Annotated in this window: 12 protein-coding genes; 9 read left to right on the top strand and 3 right to left on the bottom strand. The window is 66.4% G+C overall.

The window, feature by feature from the left end; translation table 11 throughout:
• Positions 1-33 precede the first annotated feature (33 nt).
• A complete protein-coding gene (gene oxlT / locus QOU61_RS02490) occupies positions 34-1,293 on the bottom strand; it encodes an oxalate/formate MFS antiporter (protein ID WP_289656571.1) in 1,260 nt (419 codons plus the stop codon).
• A 125-nt stretch (positions 1,294-1,418) separates the two neighbouring features.
• The gene (locus QOU61_RS02485; protein ID WP_289662184.1) at positions 1,419-2,093 is read right to left on the bottom strand and encodes a Crp/Fnr family transcriptional regulator; all 675 of its coding nucleotides are present in this window, start codon (positions 2,091-2,093) and stop codon (positions 1,419-1,421) included.
• Between the two features lie 194 nt (positions 2,094-2,287).
• Between QOU61_RS02485 and QOU61_RS02480 the strand changes: the two genes are divergently transcribed.
• The 4 genes from QOU61_RS02480 (at position 2,288) to QOU61_RS02465 (ending at position 9,060) form a co-directional block, all read left to right on the top strand.
• The gene (locus QOU61_RS02480) at positions 2,288-4,315 is read left to right on the top strand and encodes an AsmA family protein (protein ID WP_289656570.1); all 2,028 of its coding nucleotides are present in this window, start codon (positions 2,288-2,290) and stop codon (positions 4,313-4,315) included.
• Positions 4,316-4,490: 175 nt separating this feature from the next.
• A complete protein-coding gene (locus tag QOU61_RS02475) occupies positions 4,491-6,944 on the top strand; it encodes an adenylate/guanylate cyclase domain-containing protein (protein ID WP_289656569.1) in 2,454 nt (817 codons plus the stop codon).
• 857 nt (positions 6,945-7,801) lie between these two features.
• Complete coding sequence (locus QOU61_RS02470) at positions 7,802-8,695, top strand: efflux RND transporter periplasmic adaptor subunit (RefSeq protein ID WP_289656568.1); 894 nt, start codon at positions 7,802-7,804, stop codon at positions 8,693-8,695.
• 65 nt (positions 8,696-8,760) lie between these two features.
• Positions 8,761-9,060 (top strand): GIY-YIG nuclease family protein, encoded by a 300-nt coding sequence (locus QOU61_RS02465; RefSeq protein WP_289662182.1) that lies wholly within the window; start codon positions 8,761-8,763, stop codon positions 9,058-9,060.
• 75 nt (positions 9,061-9,135) lie between these two features.
• Here QOU61_RS02465 and QOU61_RS02460 read toward each other — a convergent pair whose 3' ends face one another.
• Positions 9,136-9,987 (bottom strand): caspase family protein, encoded by an 852-nt coding sequence (locus QOU61_RS02460; RefSeq protein ID WP_289656567.1) that lies wholly within the window; start codon positions 9,985-9,987, stop codon positions 9,136-9,138.
• Positions 9,988-10,388: 401 nt separating this feature from the next.
• Here QOU61_RS02460 and QOU61_RS02455 point away from each other — a divergent pair, with 401 nt between their 5' ends.
• From QOU61_RS02455 to QOU61_RS02435, 5 genes are all read left to right on the top strand, one after another.
• On the top strand, positions 10,389-12,122 hold the full coding sequence (locus QOU61_RS02455; RefSeq protein WP_289656566.1) for a hypothetical protein: 1,734 nt from the start codon (positions 10,389-10,391) through the stop codon (positions 12,120-12,122).
• Positions 12,123-12,263: 141 nt separating this feature from the next.
• Positions 12,264-12,992: a thermonuclease family protein gene (locus QOU61_RS02450; protein ID WP_289656565.1), complete on the top strand. Its 729-nt coding sequence runs from the start codon at positions 12,264-12,266 to the stop codon at positions 12,990-12,992.
• A gap of 215 nt (positions 12,993-13,207) precedes the next feature.
• The gene (locus tag QOU61_RS02445) at positions 13,208-14,050 is read left to right on the top strand and encodes an LssY C-terminal domain-containing protein (RefSeq protein ID WP_502876874.1); all 843 of its coding nucleotides are present in this window, start codon (positions 13,208-13,210) and stop codon (positions 14,048-14,050) included.
• A 117-nt stretch (positions 14,051-14,167) separates the two neighbouring features.
• The gene (locus QOU61_RS02440) at positions 14,168-15,355 is read left to right on the top strand and encodes a pyridoxal-phosphate-dependent aminotransferase family protein (RefSeq protein ID WP_289656564.1); all 1,188 of its coding nucleotides are present in this window, start codon (positions 14,168-14,170) and stop codon (positions 15,353-15,355) included.
• Between the two features lie 189 nt (positions 15,356-15,544).
• Positions 15,545-16,606, top strand: a complete 1,062-nt coding sequence (locus tag QOU61_RS02435) for an ABC transporter ATP-binding protein (protein ID WP_289656563.1) — start codon at positions 15,545-15,547, stop codon at positions 16,604-16,606.
• Positions 16,607-16,614: the final 8 nt, after the last annotated feature.

Here is a 16,614-nt window from a genome sequence, read left to right as displayed (position 1 = left end):
GAACCGGTTCGCGGATCGCCTCGCGGCCGCGGGTCAGCGCCCGGGCTTGGCCATATAGGCGTGCCGCATCGGCTTGAGCACGCCAAGCGCAAGAAGCCCGGTCAGCGCGTCCATCGCGATGATGATCGCGAACACCGGCATCCAGCTTCCGGTCTGCTCGCGCAACAGTGCGGCGAGCGGGCCGCCGAGGATCGATCCCACGCCTTGCGCGATGTAGAGAAAGCCGTAATTGGTGGTGGCGTATTTCTCGCCGAAGGTATCGGTCAGCGTCGAAGGGAACAGCGAGAAGATCTCGCCCCAGCCGAAGAACACCACGCCCGACAGGATGACGAAGGCGAGCGCGTTCTCGCGGAACAGCACCATCATCGTGACGGAAGCGGCCTCGAGCAGGAACGCGATGCCCATGGTGTTCTCGCGGCCGATCCGGTCCGAGACCCAGCCGAAGAACGGCCGCGTCAGTCCGTTGGTCAGCCGATCAACCGTGAGCGCGAGCGGCAGCGCGGCGAGACCAAACACCACGACATTGGAGGTGCCGAAGTCGCGCGAGAACGCCGCGAATTGCGAGATCACCATGAGGCCGCCGGTCGACATCATGGTCATCATGACGAACATCAGCCAGAAGATCCTGTTGCGCAGCATCTGGTCCGGCGGCGTGCCGGTCTGCACGGCCGTGGCCGGCGCGGCCGGCAAGGTATCGCCCTCGCCCGGCATGCGCATGGCAAGCGCCGCCGCAGCTCCAATCAGCCCGAGGATGATGCCGAACACCAGCAGCGTGTGCTGATAGCCCGCGTCCTTCATCATGGTGTCGATCGGGAACGTGGTCAGTATCGCGCCAAAGCCGTAGCCGGCGGCGACGACGCCGGTCGCAAGCCCGCGGCGATCCGGAAACCAGCGCACCATCAGCCCGATGATGCCGATATAGACGATGCCGGTTCCGATCCCGCAGAACAGGCCATAGGTGAGATAGAGGCCGATCAGACTGTTGACGTAAGCGGAGGTGACCCAGCCGAGACCGGACAGCAGGCAGCCGACGGCGATCAGGATTCGCGGGCCGAAGCGGTCGATGAGATAGCCCTGTACCGGCGACAACCAGGTCTGCAGCACGATTAGGATGGTGAAGGTGACCTGGATCGCCGAGAGCGGAACGCCGATCGAGTCCTGGAACGGCTTGGTGAACAGCGTCCAGACATATTGCGGGCTGGAGATCGACATCATGGCGATCAAACCGAGCACAAGCTGTATCCAGCGCGTCGATGCCACCGACCGACGCGTATCCACCGCCGTTGTTGTCATTGCGAGTTCCCCCGTCTGGTTGCGGGGTACGATATGACCGCTTCACGGTGGCACGCAAGCTTATTGGTATGCCAGTCCCTGCCTACTTTCGCATCAGGCGCGGCAGGCCGTCGGCGCCACCTGGGCTATTCGTTGCGGGCGATTGCGGTCAGCCGGTTCAGGTTCTGCAGCAGGATGCGGCCGCGCTGCAGGTCCAGAATGCCGTCCCTGCGCCAGGTCTGGAGCTGACGGTTGACGCTTTCGCGCGCGGCGCCAACGAACACGCCGAGCTGCTCCTGCGAGATATGCACCTCCGAGCCGAAATCGGCCGCGAGCGCACAGAGCCGTCGCGCCAGGCGGATCGGCAGCGGCTGCAGAACCGATTCCTCCATCCGCTCGCTCTGCCAGCGGATACGCTGGCACAGCAGCATGATGATCCTGATCGCGACCTTGGGCTCGCGCTCGAGGAAAGCCAGGAAATCCTCGCGCCGCAGCACGAACAGTTCGGTCGCTTCGGCCGCACTCGCGTCCGCGGTGCGGTTCTGTCCGTCGAGGACGGCGACCTCGCCGAACAGATCGCCCGGCCCCATGAAATTCAGCGTCAGACGGCTGCCGTCGGCGGCACCGGTCTCGATCCGGATCTGGCCGCGGCGAATGCCGAACAGGGCATCGCCGGCGTCGCCTTTCTGGAACAGCACCTCGCCGGCCGCGAGATGCTGGGTGTGGCAAAGGTTCGCGATCCGCTGCAATTCGTCCGCGCCGAGATCCGCGAACATCGCATTCATCTTCAAAATGACCGCAAATTCGGCCTGCTTGCTCATGGCAATACCTTCAATGTTCAAAATTCGATTTACAGGATTCCGCAATGCCAGAAGTGTGTCATAAGTCACAGTTGTTTGCAGCACCCCCTGTTTATTTTTGAGCGTTTTTGAGCGGCCTCCGCTTTGCGGATAAGCTCGATCGATCGGTTCGGCTGGCGTTTGCGCCGGCGGAACCATGCGGTTGGAACGTCGACATGAGAGCATTGAAAATCGCCGGCACCGCCGCCGCTGCCGTCCTTGTCATCCTGGTGCTGCTGCTGATCATCGGCATCCCCTCCGGCTTCCTGAGCTCGGCGATCGCCGACCGCGTCGAGCGCGCGACCGGCTACCGCATCGCGATCGCGGGCGCGACCCGGATCAGCCTGTGGCCGTCGTTCACCGTGACCATGGGCGACGTCACGCTGAAGGACCCGAAGGAGCGCGAGACGTCGAGCCGGCTTTCCATCGACAGCATCGAGGCGGGCGTGGCGCTGTCGAGCCTGTGGTCGGGCCATCCCGAGATCCGGGAACTCGCGATCAGGCGCCCTGTCTTGTCGGTGCCACTGCTGCGCGATCGCCTGCGTGATGCCGCAACGAGCAAGTCCACTGCGTCCGGCGCGGGTCTCGACGGGTTTGCGATCGACCGCATCACCATCACCGACGGCGCGGTGGTGTTTTCCAATGCGCGCGACCGCGTCGAGAACCGCATCGACGCCATCAATGCCCACGCCACGCTCGGCGCCGACCGCAAGCTTGCGGCGAGCGGCAACGCGCGCGCCGGCAGCGGGGCGCTGAAATACGACATCAAGGCCGCTCTGCCGGCGAGCCCAGGCGAACGGCAGACCGTTCCGCTCGAATTCACCCTCGACGCGCCCGACCTGTTGCAGGCTCCGCTGACCGGCAAGGCCGAGGCGCGGCTGAGCGGCTCGGTCGTGATGATCAACGCCATCAGCGGCACGCTCGGCGATGCCGCCTTCAACGGCTGGGCCTCGGTCGATGGCGCAAGCAAGCCGCTGGTCAAGCTCGACCTCGATTTCAAGAAGCTCGACGTTGCGGTGTCGAAGACGCCGGCATCGCCGATCAACCAGCCCTGGAGCAACGCGCCCATCAGCCTGATCGGGCTGAATTACGTCGACGCCCAGGCGCGCATTTCCGCCGCCGAGCTCAACATCGGCGATTCGCATTTCGCCCCGGCCGTGATCGACGCCGCGCTCGCCGGCGGCGTGCTGAAGACCTCCGTCTCCAATCTCGGCGCCTATGGCGGCAACGTCACCGGCGAAGCCATCATCGACGCCTCGCGAACCGAGCCGAGCTACGCGATGCATGCCGATTTCGTCGGCGTGCGCGCGCTGCCGTTGTTGCGCAGCCTTGCCGATTTCGACCGGCTCGACGGCAGGATGCAGGCCAAGATCGCGGTGCGCTCCAACGGCACGAGCCAGCGCGCGATCCTGTCGAACCTGTCCGGCACCGCCTTCATCAACCTGCAGGACGGCGCGATCCGCGGCCTCAATGTCGCGCAGATGATCCGCTCGCTGACCACGGGCACGCTGTCCGGCTGGCAGGAGTCGCGCGAAGAGGCGACCGATCTTTCGCAGCTGTCGGCCTCGTTCCGCATCGAGCGCGGCCAGGCGCAGACCACCGACCTCAACCTGGTCGGCCCGCTGGTCAAGGTGACCGGCGCGGGCACCGTCGATCTCGGCACCAAGCTGATGGCCTTTCGCGTCGAGCCGAAGCTCGTGCTGACGACGCAGGGGCAGGGCCGCACCTCCGATCCGGTCGCCTTCGGCATTCCCGTGATGATCGACGGCTCGTGGTCCGAACCGCGCATCTATCCGGATATGCAGGGCATGCTGGACAATCCCGATGCCGCCTATGCCAAGCTGCGCGAGATGGGCAAGGGCCTGTTCGGTGCGGGCGGCGCCGGCCTCGATCGCCTGCTCGGCGGGCTGGGCGGGCTCGGCGGCAACCAGTCGCAGGGCGGCAGCGGCACCAACCAGGGCAGCGGCAGCGGATCGGACGCGCTAGGCACCCTCGGCGGCGCCATCGGCAATCTGATCCAGGGCCTCGGCGGCAGCACGGGAAGCGGCCGTGACCGCAGCATCCCGGCGCCGCCGCAAGGTGCCCCGCCCACGCCGCAAGCTCAGCCTTCGCAGCCGCGGACCGACCAGCCCGCCGAACCCCCGGCGCAGCAGGAGAGCCAGCCGATGAACGATGTGCTCAGGCAATTGTTCAACCGGCAATAGCCGTACTCCCATCAGGGTAGTCCTTAACCACGTCGCTTCCGGCGCCAATCACGTCGCTGGGGGCCCGCCGGTCCCGTCCGATCTGTGCTAAACCCGTGCCCGCAGGGGCCTGCCGCGGCGGCTTCCGGCGGCATGGCATGCGCATGGCTTGAGGGCATTGGCGCAGAGGAAGCGGATGAGCGGGGTCAAACAGACGATCTGGTTCCTGCGCGAGGGCCTGTTCGCCAAATATGTCGTCTCCCTCGTCGGCCTCGTCGTGTTCGTGCTCGCGGTGAACGGCGCGACCGAGACCTGGATCAGCTACCGCGCCACCAAGGCCACGCTGACCGACGCCATGGCCGAGAAGGCGGAGGCCGTGGCCAAGCGCATCGAGCAGTCGGTCGCCGAGCTGGAGCGGCAGATCAGCTGGGTGACCCGCGCCAGCGTCGTGACGCTGGACCAGCGCCGCGCCGACTATGCCCAGCTGCTCAACCAGGTCTCCGCGATCAGCCAGCTGTCGCAGCTCAACGGCCAGGGCCGCGAGCAGCTCCGCCTGTCGCGCACCCAGGTCGCGGTCGCGAGCAACGCCGACTTCTCGCGCGACCTCGGCTTCACCGAGACCGTGGCGCGCGGCGTCAGCTATCAGCCGGCCACCTTCAAGGGCGACCGGCCGCTGATGTCGATCGCGGTCGCCCATTCCGGCTTCAATGCCGGCGTCACCGTCGCCGAGATCGACCTGCGCTTCCTCTCCGACTTCCTGTCCGACGCCCAGGTCGGCAGGAACGCGTTTGCCTATGTGGTCGACGCCAGAGGCAAGGTGCTGGCGAGCTCCTCGAAAGGCCCCGACCTCGCCAAGGACCTCGCGAAGCTGCCGCAGGTCGCAAGCCTGCTTGCATCGAGCGGCCGAGCGCCCTCCTCCGGCACCGATAGCGACGGCCACGCCGTGCTGGCCGCCTCCGGCGCGGTGCCGAAGCTCGGCTGGACCGTGCTGTTCGAGCAGCCGACCGCGCAGGCCTTGGCGCCGATCCGCGACCAGCTCGTGCGCATCGCGCTCCTGATCGGGCTTGGCCTTTTGATCGCGATATCGGCCGGCACGCTGCTGGCGCGGCGCATGCTGATTCCGATCGAAGCGCTGCGCACCGGCGCGCGACGGCTGGGCGCCGGCGATTTCAGTCACCGCATCGACATCAAGACCAAGGATGAGCTGGAAGAGCTCTCCGACCAGTTCAACAGCATGGCGGGCCAGCTGCAGGAGACCTATGCGGGGCTGGAATCCAAGGTCGAGGAGCGCACCCGCGACCTTGCGCAGTCGATCAACGAGCTGAAGGTGCTGGAAGAGGTCGGCCGCGCAGTCGCCTCCTCGCTCGACCTCGACGCGGTGCTGCCGACGATCGCGGCCCGTGCGCTCGAGATCACCCATGCCGACGCCGTCTTGATCTATGGCTATGATGCAGCCGCGCGCCAGTTCACGCTGGTCGAGGCCAACGGTATCGACCGCGAAGCGCAGGGCGACCACCGCACCATCGAGGCGGATGCGAGCCTGCTCGGGCAGGCCGCCGCCAGGGGCGAGCCGATCGCGATCGCCGATCTCGATGCCGCCGCCGACACACTGCTGCGCGACGTCGCGCCTGAAGCCGGCTTCCGCGCCGTGCTGGTGGTGCCGCTGGTCGACCAGCAGGGCGTGCTCGGCTCTCTCGTCGTGCTGCACCGCGCCGCCGGCGACTTCCCACTGAGCCTGATTGGCCTGATGCGCACCTTCGCGCACCAGGCAGTGCTCGCGATGCGCAACGCGCGCCTCTTCACCGAGGTCGACCACAAGGGCCGTGAGCTCGCCGCGGCGGCCGCCACCGTGCAGCAGCAGGCGAGCCAGTTGCAGGCGCAGACCGTTGAGCTCAAGGACTGGAACAGGTCGCTGGAGGAGCGCGTCGAGACGCAGCTTGCCGAGATCGAGCGCATCAGGCGGCTGGAGCGCTTCCTCGCGCCGCAGGTCGCGCAGCTGATCGCCTCCTCCGACGGCCATGACGCGCTGCTCGACAGCCACCGCCGCGAGGTCACCGTCGTGTTCTGCGACCTGCGCGGCTTCACCGCATTCACGGAGGCAACCGAGCCGGAAGAGGCGATGAACGTGCTGCGCGAATATCACGCTGCGCTCGGCGAACTGATCTTCCGCTACGAAGGCACGCTCGACCGCTATGCCGGCGACGGCGTGATGGTGCTGTTCAACGCGCCGATTCAATTTCCCGACCACACCAAGCGCGCGGTGAAGATGGCTTGCGAGATGCGCGACAGGATCGGGCTCCTGACCGAGAAGTGGAAGAACCGCGGACACAGCCTGGGATTTGGGCTCGGGATTGCGCTCGGCTATGCGACGCTCGGCCAGATCGGCTTCGAGCAGCGGCTGGAATATGCCGCGATCGGCAGCGTCACCAACCTCGCCTCGCGGCTGTGCGACGAGGCCAATGCCGGGCAGATCGTGGTCTCGCGCCGGGTCTATGGCATGGTCGAGCCGTGGGTCGACGCGCGACCGCTCGACGATCTCCAGCTCAAGGGTTTTAATCACCCGGTGCTGGCGATGGAGATCCTGCGCTGGCGCGAAGAGGTCGACAACGTCGTCGATGCGTCGTCGGCAGCGGCGCGAAGGCGGAAGTAAGCGCAGCGGGTTGACGCCCTCAGTCGTCATACCCCGCGCATGCGGGGTATCCAGTACGCCGCGGCCTCTCGGTTCATCACAGGATTCTCGGAATACTGGATCGCCCGCTTTCGCGGGCGATGACAGGCGCGTGCGCGAGCCGCGTGTTGCCGGATTCGATTTTCAAACAACGGAGGGTGTGCAGCATCATCCCCGCGACGCGTTTCGCGCCCGAGCGATGCGAAATTCTTGTCCCTCGGAGAATAGAGGGCGCAGGGAAAGCCGGATGCTGGTCGCACCCGCAGCCTCGCGTGCAAAAAATGGAAAGCACACGAGTTAGTCACCACAGGCTTGACCGGATCATGCCGGCCTTCCCTGCGCGAATGGTTTTAACGGTTTGCTTCGTGCTCTCCCCGGTGACCGGGCTTTCTTGCCACCGTCGCCTGCGGGATCTCGGCGCGTCGGACCCGACAGGGCCGACGTCGCCATCCGCAAGCTTAGCGCCAGCGTCGGGGCGCCAGGACCACACGACTTCGCCGTCCGCGCAGGTGTTACTCGTCTTTCAACACCGCCGCGTCCATCGCATCCCGCTTCCTACGTCCGTGACGATCGCGATACGCCCCTCTTGTGGAGGCGGGACGCGCCGATCAAAGCCACTGATTTGCCCGACGCGACAAGCGGATTATTTTTCGCATGAGGACTGGACGGGTAGAATCGCGTTGAAGCGCTTTCGAAAATTCGTCTCCCGGTGCAGAGCGACCTGGCTTCGATCGACGCTTATTGACGCCCCGCTGTGACACCGCATCACGCCATTCCGGCTTTGCCCCCCTCCGTCCATCTGCTATCCAAATACCCATAGAACCGCACGGAAATGCCTGATGACCCCTTTCAGCGCGCGCGACGTTTCTTTCTTCCGCTCGGCTTGCCTCGCCGCCACCCTGCTCTGCGCCGCCGCCCTCCCCGCCCGCGCCGCCGAGGAAGACGCGCCGAAGGGGCCGGCGGTGACGGTGCTGAAGGCGGCAAAATCCTGCTTCAACAACATCGTCGAGGTCTCCGGCATCATCATCGCGCGCGACGAGACCGCGGTGCGGCCCGAGCGGCCGGGGCTGAAGGTCGCCGAGGTGATGGCCGATGCCGGGGACACCGTCACCGCGGGCCAGACGCTGGCCCGGCTGACGCTGCCGGAGGGCGGCTCGGTTCAGGTCGCCGCACCCGTCGCCGGCCTGATCGCCTCGTCGACGGCAACCATCGGCGCGCTGGCGTCGGCGCGCGGCGAGGCGCTGTTCACGATCATCGCCCGCAACGAATACGACCTCGTCGGGCTGGTGCCGACCCAGGATGTCACGCGCCTTGCCGCCAACCAGACCGCCGACGTCCGCATCCCCGGCGCCGGCTATATCGAGGGCAAGGTGCGCCGCGTGGCGCCGACCGTGCAGCCCGACAGCCAGCTCGGCCAGGCCTTCATATCGCTCACCACCAACCGGCGGCTTTTGGTCAATTCCTATGGCCGCGCGCTGATCAAGACCGGGCAGAGCTGCGGCGTCACCGTGCCGCTCACCGCCGTGCTCTACAGCAACGGCGGCACCGTGGTGCAGGTGGTGCGGCGGCAGCGGGTCGAGACCAAGCGGGTCGAGGTCGGGCTGTTGTCCGGCAGCGATATCGAGATCCGCGAAGGGCTCGCTGAAGGCGACGTCGTGGTGGCGCGCGCCGGCGCAATCCTGCGCGAGGGCGATGCGGTGCGGCCGATCATGGCGAGCGCGGAAGCGAAGTAGGCGTGGGCCTCACCGCGTCGTCATGCCCCGCGCATGCGGGGCGTCCAGTATTCCAGCGGCGACCGATGGGAGCGCGCAACCTCTACGTCTACATTCTCGCCAGCAAAATCGGAGGAACGCTTTATATCGGCGTCACCAACGACCTTGCCCGTCGCGTCGCGGAACATCGGCTAAGGACGCCCAAGAGCTTCACGGGAAAATATGACGTCGTGAGGCTCGTCTACTTTGAGCAGTTCGACGACCCCGAGAACGCGATCAGACGCGAAAAGCGACTCAAGAAGTGGAATCGGGCGTGGAAGATTCGCCTGATTGAAGAGCACAATCCAAATTGGGATGATCTCTTTGCCGGTATCGCCGGCGGCTAGAGAGCCGGGTCAACCCCGACCGCCGCGGCGTACTCGATCGTCCGCTTTCGCGGACGATGACCGATCGGTCGGCGCTCAGCCGCCGTTGGCGCCGAGGCGGACGTCTTCCAGCAGCGAGGAGGAGACCGAGGGCACCTGCTCGCCTTCGGAGGCGCGCGAGATCGCAACGCGGGTCTTGTTGAACACGGCTTCGGCGCCGCCGGCCTGCGCGGACAGATTGCTCAAGAGCTCGGCGACCAGCGCCGAGTTGTCGCCCTTGGCATCGTCGATCACCTTGCCCGGCGTCGCCGACGACAGGATCAGCGCATTGTCGGGCGCGTTGATCGGCGCCAGCCCATGGGAGAAGGCGCGGAAGCGCCGCTCATAGGGATTGCGGCGCGAGGCGTCGACCACGACCAGCTTGGCGCGGGCGCCCTGCTCCTTCATCGTGGACAGCACGGACTCGATGGAGACGCCGCCGCGGCGGACGTCGCTCTCCTTCCAGATCGTGGCGTCGACCGGGATCATGTAGCTCTCGCGGCCGACCTGCACGCCATAGCCGCCGAAGAACAGCATGACCACGGAATCCGGCCTGATCTTCGACTTCATGCGCTCGACCGCGCGCACCATGTCGTCGCGGGTCGCATCCTCCACCATGTCGACGTCGAAGCCGTCGCGGCGCAGCGCACCGGACAGCGCCCGCGCATCGTTGACCGGCTGGACCAGGGGGATGTTGGCATCGGGGTAGTGACCATTGCCGATGACGAGCGCGATCCGCGACGGGCGGCTCGCGGCATCTGCCGCCTGCTCGGTCGAGACCGCCTTCGCGGCATCCAGCGCCCGCAGGCTCAGCGCGGCATGCGCGCCGATGACGAGCGACACCGTTCCGGCCAGCGCGGCGGCGATGGCAAGCGAACGGCGGGACAGGCAAAGCTTACTCAGGTTCATCACAATCAATCCTGGTCACAGGCGCGGGCCCTATTGGTCGCGTCAACGTCACTTAGGTTTGAGGGGTTGCAGGGGTGTGTCGTCGAAATGCGCTCAATTTGCGGCGCCGCAACAAACAAACCCTTAACCTCCCCCGGCCGATCCCGCAACAAGCAATCTGGATGCCGTTCAAGCCATTGAAATTACGTTAAGATTTTCCTCTCTTCCGGCAGGACGACCGAGCCAAAAGGGTTCCATCCGGTCGCCCAATCCCGCCGCAAAGTTAACGATCCGTGCCGTGACGGACGTCACATTTGTAATTCCCGGCCACGGGTGTAGCTTTTGAACCTACTCTTTTGAGCCTCACCGGGCGGCCCCGCCCTGCGCGCGCTTCAAAGACGTCGCGCGGAAAGACACTTCCCATGAGTTTTCACGGTTTCGCCGGTGCCACCTACCGGGCACTGACGATGCGGAAAGAGGGGCCGTCGCTTTTCGACGTCTGTGACCCCATCCTGCTGCACCACCAGGGTGGCGACGCGCACCTTTCGAAATTCTACCGGACCGCGCTCGGCAACCCCGCTTTGCGGACCATCCTGCGCCGGGCCGGGCTGCCCGAACTCGCCGAGCCGGCCCGTCTGAGCGGCTTGCGCGCCGCGCTGGCGCTTGCCCGCGACCAGGCGACGCCGGACTGGGAGGCGGTCGGCCGGCCGGTCGCCGATCTCATCGACACCATCGCGCTCGACCACCCGCAGCCTCCGCCGCTGGCCGATGGCGCGGCCGCCCCGCCGCTCGCACGCATCGAAGCCGTGATCCGGACCTGCGCCGCGCACCTGCTGCGCTCATACAAGAAGAACGGCTTCATCCCGACCTATGCCGCCTTCAACCTGATCGGCGATCCCGATCTGCGCGGCCGCGAATTCCTGATGGCGCTGACGGGCCTGCAGTCGCGCGGCTACAAGAACTCGACGCTCTTGTTCAACCTCGCGCGCGTCTTCATCGCCCGCTCGGCGGCCGGCCGGCTCATCAATCCGCCGTGGCGCGGCATCGCCGAGCCGATGTGGGAGCCGATGCAGATCCGCCACCGCTCGGCCTATTACGACGCCTTCTTCACCGAGGCGCTGCTCGGCTACATCGAGAGCGGGCTGGCGTCGTCGGGCGAAGCGGAGGCCGCGCGCCTCGCGATCACGGACATGGTGGATTTCTGCCTGCGCATCAGCCGCGAGGAGGTGCGCAGCGACGATGGCCGGCGCTTCGACGTCGTCACCGCGCTGGCGCCGCTGCCGCATCCGCGCTTTTCCCGCTTCTTCGCCCAGATCAAGCAGGATCTCGGCTTCGGCGTCTACGTGCCCGACTGCGACACCACGGCCTGCGCCTTCTCGGCCGCCACCCAGGCCGGCTCGACCGATCCCGTGCTGGAGCAGCCGCTGCTCGACTTCTACGCCGGCTACCAGGTGCGCGAAGGCGACAACGAGCCGCGCGTGACGGTGCCGCTCAACGACAACATCGACTATGAAGGCGGCATCGCCACCTGGATCGACAGCCTTGCCGGCGAGCGGCCGTACGGCAACGACCTCGATCCCACGCTCAACCTCGATGTGCTGGAAGTCTCCTTCCGCAACCTCGAGCGCTGGAAGGTCCTGAAGACGCCGCAGCGGCTACAGACGGTCCAGCGCATCATCGGCTTCCAGCGCCGGCTGGCCGAAAGCGGCGCGTTCAGGAATCCGCGCTCGCACATCTATTATTTGCCGGAGCTCTATTCCGCCTATTTCGGCCGCTGCTACGCGGCGTTCATGGCGCTGCCGCATGCCGCGCGCGCCGCGATCGATCCGCATGGCAGCTTCGATTTCATCCGCATCCGCGTGCTCGCCTATGTCGAGGAGGAGATCGTCGCGCGCGAGATGAACGTGTTCGACGCGGCGCTCGCGCTGATCGCGCTCAGCCATCTCGGCGCGGATGTCGAGACCTTCACGCCGGCGCTTCATTGCATCGTCAGCCAGCTCGGCGAAGGCGGCCGCCACGGCCCGTTCAAGGCCTATGAGTGGAACAAGATGAAGACCCCGACCCGCATCCTGGTCGGGGGCGCGGAAGTCACCTCGGCCTTCGTGCTGATGGGCCTGGCACTGGCGCGCGGGCGCATGATGGCGCAGCGTGCATAGCGCGCAGCGGCAACCATCATTGCGAGGAGCGAAAAACGACGAGGCAATGACGGGAAGTTGAAAGTTCACGCATTGGTGAAGGCTGGCAGAGAAGCGAAATTGCCCGCAAAATTCGCCGGCGATGGGCCCTGGGGAGTGCCGATGAAACCGACGACCTGCCTACTTGCTGCATCATGCCTGCTCGCGGCACCGGCGGCGCATGCCGCCGACATCACCGGCGTGCCGAAGATCCGCGACGGCGACCAGATCCACATCGGCAATGCCCGCATCCGGCTCGGCGGCGTCGACGCGCCCTCGGTCGACCAGCTCTGCCTCAACAAGCAGGGCGAGCGCTGGACCTGCGGGATCGCCGCGCGCGACGAGCTGATCAAGCATGTCGACGGCAAGAGCTGGACCTGCCACGTGCAGCGCACCGACCGCCGCGGCCGCAGCGTGGCGCGCTGCGAGGTCGAGGGCGAGGACATCCAGAAATGGCTGGTGCAAAGCGGCTGGGCGCTGGCGTATACGCGCTATTCCCACGACTACTCGGCCGACGAGAAGGCCGCGCGCGAGGCGCAGGCCGGCATGTGGCAGGGCGCCTTCATCGCGCCATGGGACTGGCGCGTGCGCAACAAGAAGACCGCGATCCTCGGCGCCACCAAGCCGCCGGAAAATTCCCACGCGATCCTGCTCGCCTCGGCGTCAGGCCCGGTCGCGCCGTCGCCCGACTGCACCATCAAGGGCAACGTCAACAGCGCGGGCGAATGCATCTATCACCAGCCGACCAGCCGCTGGTACGCGCAGATCAAGATGAAGATCTCAAAGGGCACGCGCTGGTTCTGCTCGGTCGAGGAGGCCGAGGCCGCCGGCTGCCGCGAGACCCGGCGGTGAGAGGGTGGGGATTGTCAGACTGAGGCGCGATTGCGTTTGATTAAATCGGTTCGTCCGCGGGCTCGTTCACCTCGCCCCGCTTGCGGGGAGAGGTCGCATCGCGTCAGCGATGCGGGTGAGGGGGACTTTCCACGTGCGTGGCCTGTGGAGATGCCCCCTCACCCCAGCCCTCTCCCCGCAAGCGGGGAGAGGGAGCAGAAGCGCCTGTGCCGACCGTGAGCGACCACCAACTTGATGCCCGTGAAAACGCCCGCGAAAACGCAAGGCTCGCGCGCGTGCTGTCGAGCCTGATCGCGATCGTCTTCGTCTACACGCTCATCGCCTATCTCGTGCTGCCCGCATTCTGGACCCACTACGAGCACCAGAAGGGTCTCGCGAGTCTTCCGATGGTGACGCGCACTGCGCAGGGGATTCCCGGCGACGCCATCAATGTCGGCTTGATCGGCGACGAGAAGGAGGTGCTGTGCGCGATGAACGCCGCGGGCTGGTTTCCCGCCGATCCCGTGACGTTCCGCTCCTCGATCGAGATCGCAGGAAGCGTGCTGCTCGACCGAGCCTATCCGGATGCGCCGGTGAGCCCGCTCTATTATCTGGACCGGCGCGAGGACCTCGCCTTCGAGAAGCCGGCCGGCAAGAGCGCCGACCGCCGCCACCATGTGCGGTTCTGGAAGGTGCTGGATCACGGCCAGGAGAACCGCCCGGTCTGGCTCGGTGATGCGACCTTCGACAAGGGCGTCGGCGTCAGCCATTTCACCGGCGCCATCACCCACCATATCGATCCCGACATCGACGCCGAGCGCGAGCAGCTTGCGCGTGACCTCGAGACCGCGGGCATGGTGACCGCCAAATATCAGGTGACGGGCGTCGGGCTGACGCTGACCGGGCGCAATGGCGGCGGCGATCCCTATTTCACCGACGGCGAGGTCTGGGTCCTGCGGCTGGTCGCGGACTGCAAGAAGCAGACCGGCAGCGTGACGATCATCCCGAGCCCGCCGGCCACCGCGCTGAAGGACCAGATCTGGCGCAGCATCACGCAGACGCTGGCCCCCCGGCCCTGACATGCGCAGGATTTTGCGGGCGAGCTCCTTTTACGAATGCCAGATAGGCACTTCCTCCGCTTGAAATTTGTACCGATAGATTGCATCCATGACGTGCCCAACAAGGAAAATCACCACATGACCGTTCGTGCGGGCCGCGAGTTCCTGGCGATCCCGGGGCCGACCACCATGCCCGACGAGGTGCTGCAGGCGATGCACCGCCCGGCGCTCGACATCTATTCCGAGCAGATGGTCAATCTGACCGACAGCCTGCTGCGGGACCTGTCAAGACTGTTCGCGACCAGGGGCAAATCCTACATCTACATCGCCAACGGCCATGGCGCCTGGGAGGCGACCCTTTCCAACGTGCTGTCGCGCGGCGACAAGGTGCTGGTGCTCGAAAGCGGGCGCTTTGCGATCAACTGGGGCGCGGCCGCGAGCGCGATGGGCGCCGAGGTCGAGGTGCTCAAGGGCGACTGGCGCCGCGCAATCCGGCCCGAAGCGGTGGAAGCGCGGCTGCGCGCAGACAAGGGCCACAGCATCAAGGCGATCCTCGCCGTGCAGGTCGACACCGCCTCCGGCGCCTGTAACGACATCGCGGCGATCGGCAAGACGATCAAGGCGACCGGCCATCCCGCGCTGTTCATGGTCGACACCGTGGCCTCGCTTGGCTGCATGCCGTTCGAGATGGATCAATGGGGCATCGACGTCGCGATGTCCGGCTCGCAGAAAGGCCTGATGACGCCGCCGGGGCTCGGCTTCGTCGCCGCCAACGAGCGCGCGCGGGAAGCGCACAAGAAGGCCAATCTGCGCACGCCCTACTGGGACTGGACCGAGCGCGAGGGCACCGAGCACTACCGCAAATATGCCGGCACCGCGCCGGTGCATCTGTTGTTCGCGCTGCGCCAGGCGATCGACATGCTGTTCGCCGAAGGCTTGCCTGCCGCCTTCGAACGCCACCGCCTGCTTGGCGAGGCGGTCCGCCGCGCGGTGTCCGTGTGGGCAGAGGGGCAGGCCCTCGGCTTCAACATCCCGGAAGCCGCCGAGCGCTCGAACACGGTGACGACCGTGCTGGTCGGCAGCGACCACGATCCGGTGAAGCTGCTGCGCTACTGCAAGGAGAAATGCGGCGTGGTGCTCGGCGTCGGCATCGGCGAGCTGCAAGGCAAGGCGTTCCGCATCGCCCATATGGGCCATGTCAACGCGCCGATGATTTTGGGGACGCTCGGGGTGATCGAGGTCGCCCTCAACGCGCTCGACATCCCCCACGGCAGGGGCGGCGTGGAGGCCGCGATCGACTGGCTCGGCGAAAGTGTGAAGCCTTAGCCCGGCTTTCGAAGCGGCGCCGTAGGATGGGTTGAGCGCAAGCGAAACCCATCCTGCAGATGCCAACGCGCGATGGGTTTCGCGTTGCTCAACCCATCCTACGAAGGACGAGGTTCCCCAGACCTTTTCCCCTCATCACTTTTAGTGCTTATACTCGGGCTCCAAGAAAATAAGCGCGGGAGGATCTGAGTGGCGTCGGTTGAATTGCGCGGCCTGACCAAGCGCTTTGGCGCGCTTGCGGTCGTCGACCAGGTCTCGCTGACAATCGACCACGGCCAGCTGGTCTGCCTGCTCGGCCCTTCCGGCTGCGGCAAGACCACCACCTTGCGGCTGATTGCCGGTTTCCTCGAGCCGTCCGACGGCGAGATCCATGTCGGCGATCGCGTGGTGTCCTCGAAGGCGCGCACCCTGCCGCCCGAGAGCCGCAAGATGTCGATGATCTTCCAGAGCTACGCGCTGTGGCCGCACATGACGGTGGCGGACAACATCACCTACGGCCTCAAGCTGCGCAAGCTCGACCGCGACACCATCGCAAGGAAGCTGGACGCGATCCTCGCCACCACGAAACTGCAGCCGCTCGCCGCACGCTATCCCGGCGAGCTGTCCGGCGGCCAGCAGCAGCGCGTGGCGCTGGCGCGCGCGCTGATCGTCGAGCCGCAGACGCTGCTGCTCGACGAGCCGCTGTCGAACCTGGACGCGAATTTGCGCGAGGAGATGCGCTTCGAGATCCGGCGGCTGCACGACGAATACCGCTACACGACGGTCTACGTCACCCACGACCAGTCGGAAGCAATGACCACCGCCGACCTGATCGCGGTCATGAATGGCGGCAAGATCGACCAGCTCGGGAGCCCCGAGGACATCTACGACCGCCCGCAATCGGAATTCGTCGCACGCTTCATCGGTGCCGCGAATGTCATCAAGGGCACGGCGCGCGACGCCGATCACATCGGCTTTGCCGGCACGACCATGCGCGTGGTCGGCGCGAAACTGTCCGCGGGCCAGGCGGCGGCGGTCGCGATCCGCCAGCACGACATCAAGCTTGCGACGTCGGCGCCGGCCGACCCGAGCAACACGGTAAAGGCCGTCGTGATGCGGCAGGTCTATCTCGGCGCCAGCCGCGACACCCTGGTCGAGAGCGCCGACGGCACGACGCTGCGGGTGACGACGGCGCCGGAAACCGCGGTCTCCAAAGGCAGCGAGGTCTGGCTGACGCTGCCGCCGGAGCGCTGCCGGGCGCTGAGCCGCTGAGAGGGGAG

Origin of the sequence: Bradyrhizobium sp. NP1, assembly GCF_030378205.1 — a bacterium.
In the GTDB taxonomy this organism is placed as follows: Bacteria; Pseudomonadota; Alphaproteobacteria; order Rhizobiales; family Xanthobacteraceae; genus Bradyrhizobium.
This window is presented reverse-complemented; position numbering and strand designations above follow the sequence as displayed.

What these genes read in the sequence shown, in the direction of transcription:
- QOU61_RS02450 (WP_289656565.1), top strand. Translation starts at nt 12,264, where the DNA reads ATGAAACCGACGACCTGCCTACTTGCTGCATCATGCCTGCTCGCGGCA.
- oxlT (WP_289656571.1), bottom strand. Translation starts at nt 1,293, where the DNA reads ATGACAACAACGGCGGTGGATACGCGTCGGTCGGTGGCATCGACGCGC.
- QOU61_RS02465 (WP_289662182.1), top strand. Translation starts at nt 8,761, where the DNA reads ATGGGAGCGCGCAACCTCTACGTCTACATTCTCGCCAGCAAAATCGGA.
- QOU61_RS02460 (WP_289656567.1), bottom strand. Translation starts at nt 9,987, where the DNA reads ATGAACCTGAGTAAGCTTTGCCTGTCCCGCCGTTCGCTTGCCATCGCC.
- QOU61_RS02440 (WP_289656564.1), top strand. Translation starts at nt 14,168, where the DNA reads ATGACCGTTCGTGCGGGCCGCGAGTTCCTGGCGATCCCGGGGCCGACC.
- QOU61_RS02480 (WP_289656570.1), top strand. Translation starts at nt 2,288, where the DNA reads ATGAGAGCATTGAAAATCGCCGGCACCGCCGCCGCTGCCGTCCTTGTC.
- QOU61_RS02470 (WP_289656568.1), top strand. Translation starts at nt 7,802, where the DNA reads ATGACCCCTTTCAGCGCGCGCGACGTTTCTTTCTTCCGCTCGGCTTGC.
- QOU61_RS02455 (WP_289656566.1), top strand. Translation starts at nt 10,389, where the DNA reads ATGAGTTTTCACGGTTTCGCCGGTGCCACCTACCGGGCACTGACGATG.
- QOU61_RS02485 (WP_289662184.1), bottom strand. Translation starts at nt 2,093, where the DNA reads ATGAGCAAGCAGGCCGAATTTGCGGTCATTTTGAAGATGAATGCGATG.
- QOU61_RS02475 (WP_289656569.1), top strand. Translation starts at nt 4,491, where the DNA reads ATGAGCGGGGTCAAACAGACGATCTGGTTCCTGCGCGAGGGCCTGTTC.